The sequence below is a fragment of the Streptomyces sp. NPDC005017 genome (assembly GCF_042873115.1).
GTDB lineage: Bacteria > Actinomycetota > Actinomycetes > Streptomycetales > Streptomycetaceae > Streptomyces.
Genome location: NZ_JBIALD010000041.1, coordinates 24,833 through 33,030, shown reverse-complemented (window position 1 = coordinate 33,030; position 8,198 = coordinate 24,833). Strand labels below are relative to the sequence as shown.

The 8,198-nt window shown below is 72.8% G+C and carries 8 protein-coding genes; 5 read left to right on the top strand and 3 right to left on the bottom strand.

Going from position 1 to position 8,198, the window contains the following annotated elements:
* Positions 1-341: 341 nt before the first annotated feature.
* The 3 genes from ACFYR0_RS36060 to ACFYR0_RS36050 are packed head-to-tail and all read right to left on the bottom strand — an operon-like array spanning position 342 to position 2,326.
* Positions 342-1,241 (bottom strand): aminoglycoside phosphotransferase family protein, encoded by a 900-nt coding sequence (locus tag ACFYR0_RS36060; RefSeq protein WP_389338017.1) that lies wholly within the window; start codon positions 1,239-1,241, stop codon positions 342-344.
* A 60-nt stretch (positions 1,242-1,301) separates the two neighbouring features.
* A complete protein-coding gene (locus tag ACFYR0_RS36055; RefSeq protein ID WP_389338014.1) occupies positions 1,302-1,763 on the bottom strand; it encodes a ferritin-like domain-containing protein in 462 nt (153 codons plus the stop codon).
* Positions 1,760-2,326, bottom strand: a complete 567-nt coding sequence (locus ACFYR0_RS36050) for a hypothetical protein (RefSeq protein WP_389338011.1) — start codon at positions 2,324-2,326, stop codon at positions 1,760-1,762. Before ACFYR0_RS36050 ends, ACFYR0_RS36055 begins: the two co-directional genes overlap by 4 nt.
* A 324-nt stretch (positions 2,327-2,650) precedes the next feature.
* Between ACFYR0_RS36050 and rimP the strand changes: the two genes are divergently transcribed.
* The 5 genes from rimP to ACFYR0_RS36025 all read left to right on the top strand — a co-directional run bounded on the left by rimP (position 2,651) and on the right by ACFYR0_RS36025 (position 8,195).
* A complete protein-coding gene (gene rimP / locus ACFYR0_RS36045; protein ID WP_386377961.1) occupies positions 2,651-3,160 on the top strand; it encodes a ribosome maturation factor RimP in 510 nt (169 codons plus the stop codon).
* Positions 3,161-3,162: 2 nt separating this feature from the next.
* A complete protein-coding gene (gene nusA, locus ACFYR0_RS36040; protein ID WP_386377960.1) occupies positions 3,163-4,149 on the top strand; it encodes a transcription termination factor NusA in 987 nt (328 codons plus the stop codon).
* A 90-nt stretch (positions 4,150-4,239) separates the two neighbouring features.
* Entirely contained in the window at positions 4,240-4,536 is a 297-nt protein-coding gene (locus ACFYR0_RS36035) for a YlxR family protein (protein ID WP_389338007.1), read from the top strand.
* Between the two features lie 147 nt (positions 4,537-4,683).
* Positions 4,684-7,767, top strand: coding sequence for a translation initiation factor IF-2 (gene infB, locus ACFYR0_RS36030; RefSeq protein ID WP_389338004.1), 3,084 nt, complete (start codon positions 4,684-4,686; stop codon positions 7,765-7,767).
* Positions 7,768-7,901: 134 nt separating this feature from the next.
* Entirely contained in the window at positions 7,902-8,195 is a 294-nt protein-coding gene (locus ACFYR0_RS36025; protein ID WP_386377957.1) for a DUF503 domain-containing protein, read from the top strand.
* Positions 8,196-8,198: the final 3 nt, after the last annotated feature.

The following is an 8,198-nucleotide window of genomic DNA, read 5'->3' as shown; positions in this document are numbered from 1 at the left end:
CGAGAACCCCCACGATCCCGCACCCGCCAGCGAACCTTGTCCAAACCCCGAACCGGCGCAGCCCCCGGCAGGGCTCACCGCGGGGAACGGCGCGAGAACCCCCACGATCCCGCATCCGCCAGCGAACCTTGTCCAAGCCCCGAACCGGTGCAGCCCCCGGCAGGGCTCACCGCGGGGAACGGCGCGAGAACCCCCACGATCCCGCACCCGCCAGCGAACCTTGTCCAAACCCCGAACCGGCGCAGCCCCCGGCAGGGCTCACCGCGGGGAACGGCGCGAAGACCCACACGCCCCCGCACCCGCACAACGACCCCCGACCACCCCCGAACCCGGCCGGAGGCCTACAGCCACCCCGCGAACTCCAACAAAAGATCCGCATCCCCCGCCCGGCCCACCCGCCGCGCCCGCGCCCCCGACTCCACGGCCCGGAACAGCGTCCACCCCCGCAACCGCTCCTGGTCCACGTCCAGCGACTCGGCGAGCCGCTTCACCCGCCGACGCGTGGTCGCCGCCCCGGACGGGGACGCGATCAGGTCCTCCACCCGGTCACGGACCAGCCGCGCGAGGTCGAACGCGCACTCGCCGACCACCGGGTCGGGCCCCACGGCCAGCCACGGCGACCGGTCCGCGGCAAGCACCTTGGACTGCCGGAACGTACCGTGCAGCAACCGGTGTTCGGGCGCCGAGGCCACCAAGTCCTCACGCACCGCCAGCGCCGCGTCGACGAGGGCCGCCAACTCCGCATCGGCGTCCGCACTCGCCCGCATGGCCCGCGCCTGCCGACCCGTGCGCTCGGCGACCGTCTCGAAGGGATGCCCCTCCGGCGGCTCCACCCACAGCCTGCGCAACGTCCCCGCGGCCTCCAGCAGAGCCTTCGCCTCCGGCAACGACCGCACCGAGACGTCCGGATGCAGCCGCTCCAGCAGCAGCTCACCCTCCGCCGCCCGGTCCTCGAGCAGCTGTACGGCACCCAGCCCGGCCCAGTGCGCCAGCGCGGCCCGCTCGCTCAGCGGCCTGGCCCGCGGCGGGGCCAGCTTGAGCACGGCGGGCGTACCGTCGGCCCGGCGCACGAGGACGACGAGGCTGCTGCGGCCGCCCGGCATCTGCACCCGCTCCACGGTCAACTCGCGTAGCGCGACGGCCTGCTGGAGCGCCTCGGGCAGCCTCTCCAGCCAGTCGTCACCGACCGGCGCGCTCTCACCGAGCGCCCTGACCAGACGCCGCGGCGGTTCGAAAGCCATGCGCGAGTTGTCCTTCCCGAGTCCCCGTGTGTTCCCGTCGTGCCCGTGTCCCCGTGAACCTCAGGCCGTGGGCGGCGCCGAGGCCGTCGCCGCCCGCTCGGCGAGCCCAGGGAAGGCTACGCTCCCGCCGCGCCAGCGCACCGCGCGGACCGCCGCCTCCCGCAGCGCCTGCGCGGCGGCGGCCCGGCCCTCGCCGGTGGTGGCCCGCACCAGGTCGGAGTAGACCCCGGCGACACGGTCCTCCAGCTCGGCGGCGAGCCGTACCGCCGACTCCGAGTCGGTGACCGCGAACGGCAGGGCGTATCCGGCTGCCGCCGGAACCGGCTTGCCGCCCTGGTCGCGCACCTCGCGGACCAGCGTGTCGCGCCGGGCGCGATGGGCGTCGTAGGCGGCGCGGGCCTCGGTGCGGCGGCCCTCGCGGATCCGGGCTCCGACCACCCCGTAGCCGTAGACCGCCGCGTGCTCGGCGGCCAGTGCCGCCTGGAGCGCGGTGAGTCCGGCCTGCTTCGTCGGCTCGCTCATGCGGGGCCCTCCGTCGGGGTCCGGGTCAGCAGATACGCGTGCGCGGCCCCGGCGGCGGCCACGGAGGCCAGCAGCCGGGCGAGTTCGCCGGGCATCGCCAGCAGTTCCCGCGACCGCCGGTCGGCGAGCGCCCGCTCGGAGGCGGCCAGCTCGGCGAGCGCGTCCCTCTCGGTGCCGGGCGGGGGAGCGGACGCGGGGGGCGTGGGCGCCGCCGGACCCGTCGTGGAGGATGCCGCCGAGGCGGTCGCGGAGGCCTGCGGGGAGCGCCGTACGCCGCCGAAGGCCGTCACGTGCCGCACGGCGGTCTCCCGCAGCGGTCCGATGCGGTCCGCCAGCGCGGGGTGGGCCGTCAGGACGGCGTCGTAGCGTGACACGAGTCCCGCGCTGTCGACGGCGGCACGCGCGCGTGCCCGTTCGGCGAGCGACGGGCTGCCCGCGGTGGCCTCCTCCCGCTCCTCGGGGCCGTCGGTGCATCCGGTCAGCAGCAGGCCGCCCGCGGCCGAGGCGAGCAGGGTTCTTCTGCGCGGCCCCGAGGGGATGCGCGGCGGCGGGGGAAACTGCACGGCAGACGTCCTCGGGAGTCGTACGAACGGATGGACGGGTGGCGGCCCGCCGTGATCACGGTACCCGCGCACCCACGTGAGCCGTGTCACCGGCTCGACGCCCCTCGGGGGACCCGGCGGACGCCGCGGGACCGCTGCCGCCCGACGCCTCCCCGGGGGACCTCGCGGACGCCGCCGGGCCGCGGTCGGCGCCGGTCCCGGCCCCGCCGCTCCGCTCCACCGCCGGGGCGGGACGTGGACGGCAACACACCCTGGGACCCGATACCCTTTGATCAGACACGCGCCCCATCCCACAACAGCACACGCGGCCGAGGAGTCACCCGGATGAGCACCACCCAGAGCGAGAGGCTGCGAGAACTTCTGGAGCCGCTCGTCACCTCCCAGGGCCTTGATCTCGAAGAGATCGCCGTGGACTCGGTCGGACGCAAGCGTGTGCTCCGTGTGGTCGTCGACTCCGACGAGGGCGCCGACCTGGACGCGATCGCCGATGTGAGCCGCGCGCTCTCGGCGAAGCTCGACGAGACCAACGCGATGGGCGACGCGGCCTACGACCTGGAGGTCGGCACCCCGGGCGCGGAGCGCGCGCTCACCGAGCACCGGCACTACGTACGTGCCGTCGACCGGCTCGTGAAGTTCCAGCTCACCGAGGGCGACGAAGTGATCGCCCGGATCCTCACCGTGGACGAGGACGGTCTGGACGTCGAGGTTCCCGGCGTGAAGGGCCGCAAGGCCACCGCCCGCCGGATCGGCTTCCCGGAGATCGCCAAGGCGCGCGTGCAGGTCGAGTTCAACCGCAAGGACAAGAAGGACATGAAGGAAGAGGAGGAGGCGTAGCCGTGGACATCGACATGAGCGCCCTGCGGGGCTTGGTCAGGGAGAAGGAGATCTCCTTCTCCCTGCTGGTCGAGGCGATCGAATCGGCCCTCCTCATCGCCTACCACCGCACCGAGGGAAGCCGCCGACACGCGCGCGTGGAGCTCAACCGGGAGACCGGGCATGTGACCGTGTGGGCGAAGGAGGACCCCGAGGACCTGGAGCCCGGTCAGGAGCCCCGGGAGTTCGACGACACCCCGTCCGGCTTCGGCCGGATCGCCGCGACGACCGCCAAGCAGGTGATCCTCCAGCGTCTGCGCGACGCCGAGGACGACGCCACGCTCGGCGAGTACGCGGGCCGTGAGGGCGACATCGTCACCGGTGTGGTGCAGCAGGGCCGCGACCCGAAGAACGTGCTGGTCGACATCGGCAAGCTGGAGGCCATCCTGCCGGTGCAGGAGCAGGTGCCGGGCGAGACCTACCCGCACGGCATGCGGCTGCGCAGTTACGTCGTCCGGGTGGCGAAGGGTGTGCGCGGTCCGTCCGTCACCCTTTCGCGTACGCATCCCGCTCTGGTGAAGAAGCTCTTCGCCCTGGAGGTGCCGGAGATCGCGGACGGCTCGGTGGAGATCGCCGCCATCGCCCGCGAGGCCGGCCACCGCACCAAGATCGCCGTACGGTCCACCCGTTCGGGCCTGAACGCCAAGGGCGCCTGCATCGGCCCCATGGGCGGCCGGGTGCGCAACGTGATGGGCGAGCTGAACGGCGAGAAGATCGACATCGTCGACTGGTCGGACGACCCCGCGGAGATGGTGGCCAACGCCCTGTCCCCGGCCCGGGTCTCCAAGGTCGAGGTCGTGGACCTGGCGGCCCGCTCGGCGCGGGTGACCGTGCCGGACTACCAGCTGTCGCTGGCGATCGGCAAGGAGGGGCAGAACGCCCGCCTGGCCGCCCGCCTCACCGGCTGGCGGATCGACATCCGGCCCGACACCGAGCAGCCCGGGGAATAGTTCCCGGCCGCACGCCGCTGAGATCACGACAACAGCCGTTCGATTCTTGCCCCGAAAGGGTGAGGTCGGCACGGGGAGGTAGACTTAACTGTGTCTGGCCGGACGCACGCCCGAGCATGCCCTGAGCGCACCTGTGTGGGGTGTCGGGAGCGAGCGGCCAAGACCGGTCTGCTGCGCATCGTGGCGATCAGGGACGAATGCGTCCCTGATCCACGCGGTACGCTGCCCGGCCGGGGTGCTTATGTGCACCCCGCCCTCGTCTGTCTCGACCAGGCGGTCCGCCGCCGGGCGTTCACGCGGGCACTGCGCGCCCCGTCAGCGCTCGACACAAAGGCGTTGCGCCGATACGTGGAGCAGACGATCGTTGCCGAGCAGGCAACACCGTAAGACGTGCCGTACGGAACACCCCGTGCGGCCTGGTACCTCGCGAGTCGAAAGCAGGTCGAGATTGCGATGAGCACTCGATGAGTACGCGATGAGTACGCCCATGAACTAGCGACGGTCCGGCCGCAACCCGGACCTCAAAGGAGCGAAGTGGCTAAGGTCCGGGTCTACGAACTCGCCAAGGAGTTCGGCGTTGAGAGCAAGGTCGTCATGGCCAAGCTCCAGGAACTCGGTGAATTCGTCCGATCGGCGTCCTCGACGATCGAGGCGCCCGTTGTACGCAAACTGACTGACGCCTTCCAGGGCGGCGGCAAGTCCGCCGCGCCCAGGAAGGCCGCCCCCAAGCCCGCCGCGCCCTCTCCGGCGCAGGCGGCCCGTCCGGCTGCTCCCAGGCCGGCGGCCCCCAAGCCCGCTGCGGCCCCGCCCGCGGCTCCGGCGGCACCCGCGGCCCCCGCCGCGCAGGCCCCGGCCCCCGGTCCGCGTCCGACGCCGGGCCCGAAGCCCGCGCCGCGTCCGGCCCCGGCTGCCCCGGAGTTCACCGCTCCGCCGGCCGCCCCGGCCGCTTCGGCCGCTCCGGCCGCTCCGGCTCCGGCCGCCTCCCAGGCCCCGCGTCCCGCGGGTCGTCCGGGTGCGCCGAAGCCCGGTGCCCGTCCGTCCGGCCCCGGTCAGGGCCAGGCGGGTCGTCCGGGCCAGGGCGGTCCCCGTGCCGGTGGCCAGGCCCCCCGTCCGGGCGGTGCCCGTCCGGCCGGTCCGCGTCCGGGCAACAACCCGTTCACCTCCGGCGGCAACGCCGGTATGGCGCGCCCGCAGGCGCCCCGTCCGCAGGGCGCTCCGCGTCCCGGCGGCCAGGGTGCTCCCGGTGGCGGCGGTCCCCGTCCGCAGGCGCCCGGCGCCCAGGGCGGCGGTCCTCGTCCCCAGGCTCCCGGCGGCCCGCGTCCCACTCCGGGCTCCATGCCGCGTCCGCAGGGCGGTCCCCGTCCCGGCGGCGGACCCGGCGGCCCGCGTCCCAACCCCGGCATGATGCCGCAGCGTCCCGCTGCCGGCCCGCGTCCCGGTGGCGGTGGCCCCGGCGGCCGCGGTCCCGGCGGGGGCGGTCGTCCCGGTGGCGGCGGCGGTCGTCCCGGCGGTGGCGGCGGCTTCGCGGGTCGTCCCGGTGGCGGTGGCGGCGGCTTCGCCGGTCGTCCCGGCGGTCCCGGTGGCGGCGGTGGCGGTTTCGCCGGTCGTCCCGGTGGCCCGGGTGCCGGTGCCGGCGGCGGTGGCCGTCCCGGCTTCGGCGGCCGTCCCGGCGGCCCCGGCGGCCGTGGTGGCACGCAGGGCGCCTTCGGTCGTCCCGGTGGTCCCGCGCGTCGTGGCCGCAAGTCGAAGCGGCAGAGGCGCCAGGAGTACGAGGCCATGCAGGCCCCGTCGGTCGGCGGCGTGATGCTGCCTCGCGGCAACGGCGAGTCCATTCGCCTGTCGCGCGGTGCGTCGCTCACCGACTTCGCGGAGAAGATCAACGCCAACCCGGCGTCGCTCGTCGCGGTCATGATGAACCTCGGCGAGATGGTCACCGCGACCCAGTCCGTCTCCGACGAGACCCTCCAGCTCCTCGCGGGCGAGATGAACTACACGGTTCAGATCGTCAGCCCGGAGGAGGAGGACCGCGAGCTGCTCGAGTCCTTCGACATCGAGTTCGGCGAGGACGAGGGCGACGAGGACGACCTGGTCGTGCGTCCGCCGGTCGTGACCGTCATGGGTCACGTCGACCACGGTAAGACCCGACTGCTCGACGCCATCCGCAAGACGAACGTCATCGCGGGCGAGGCCGGCGGCATCACCCAGCACATCGGTGCCTACCAGGTCTCCACCGAGGTCAACGACGAAGAGCGCAAGATCACCTTCATCGACACCCCGGGTCACGAGGCGTTCACCGCCATGCGTGCCCGTGGTGCGAAGTCGACCGACATCGCGATCCTGGTCGTCGCGGCCAACGACGGCGTCATGCCGCAGACGGTCGAGGCGCTCAACCACGCCAAGGCGGCCGACGTCCCGATCGTCGTCGCGGTCAACAAGATCGACGTCGAGGGTGCCGACCCGACCAAGGTGCGCGGTCAGCTGACCGAGTACGGCCTGGTGGCCGAGGAGTACGGCGGCGACACCATGTTCGTCGACATCTCCGCCAAGCAGGGTCTGCACATCGACTCGCTGCTGGAGGCCGTGGTCCTCACGGCCGACGCCTCGCTCGACCTGCGGGCCAACCCGAACCAGGACGCGCAGGGCATCTCGATCGAGTCCCGTCTCGACCGCGGCCGCGGTGCCGTGGCGACGGTCCTCGTCCAGCGAGGCACGCTGAGGGTCGGCGACACCATGGTCGTGGGCGACGCCTACGGCCGAGTGCGCGCCATGCTCGACGACAACGGCAACAACGTCGCCGAGGCCGGCCCGTCGACGCCGGTCCAGGTCCTGGGCCTGACCAACGTCCCGGGTGCGGGCGACAACTTCCTGGTGGTCGACGAGGACCGTACGGCCCGTCAGATCGCCGAGAAGCGCGCCGCCCGTGAGCGCAACGCCGCGTTCGCCAAGCGCACGCGCCGTGTGTCGCTGGAGGACCTGGACAAGGTGCTCAAGGCCGGCGAGGTCCAGCAGCTGAACCTGATCATCAAGGGTGACGCGTCTGGTTCCGTCGAGGCGCTCGAGTCCTCCCTGCTCCAGCTGGACGTCGGCGAAGAGGTCGACATCCGCGTCCTGCACCGTGGTGTCGGTGCGGTCACGGAGTCCGACATCGACCTGGCGATGGGCTCCGACGCCATCGTGATCGGCTTCAACGTCCGCGCGGCCGGCCGCGCGGCGCAGATGGCCGAGCGCGAGGGCGTGGACGTCCGGTACTACTCGGTCATCTACCAGGCGATCGAGGAGATCGAGGCGGCCCTCAAGGGCATGCTCAAGCCGGAGTACGAGGAGGTCGAGCTCGGCACGGCGGAGATCCGCGAGGTCTTCAAGTCGTCCAAGCTGGGCAACATCGCCGGTGTGCTCATCCGGTCGGGCGAGGTCAAGCGCAACACCAAGGCGCGCCTCATCCGCGACGGCAAGGTGGTCGCGGAGAACCTCAACATCGAGGGCCTGCGTCGCTTCAAGGACGACGTCACCGAGATCCGCGAAGGCTACGAGGGTGGTATCAACCTCGGAAACTTCAACGACATCAAGGTCGACGACGTCATCGCGACGTACGAGATGCGCGAGAAGCCGCGCGTGTGACCTGACACGCGACCGGGGCCGGTCGGCGGAGAATATTTCCGTCGATCGGCCCCGGCCGTTGCGTGTACGGTTCCCGTATCGGCGCCGCGCTGAGGCGCCCGTACCCCGAACCGGCGGGACATCCGGACACACACATGTATGTGGGGACTCTGTCCTTCGATCTGCTCCTCGGCGACGTCCACTCGCTCAAGGAGAAGCGCTCCCTGGTCCGTCCGATCGTCGCCGAGCTCCAGCGGAAGTACGCGGTGAGCGCGGCCGAGACCGGCCACCAGGACCTCCACCGCAGGGCCGAGATCGGGCTCGCGTACGTCTCGGGGGACGCGGGACATCTCGGAGACGTGCTGGACCGCTGCGAGCGGCTGGTGGCCGCACGGCCCGAGGTGGAACTGCTCTCGGTTCGACGCAGACTCCACAGCGACGAAGACTGAAGC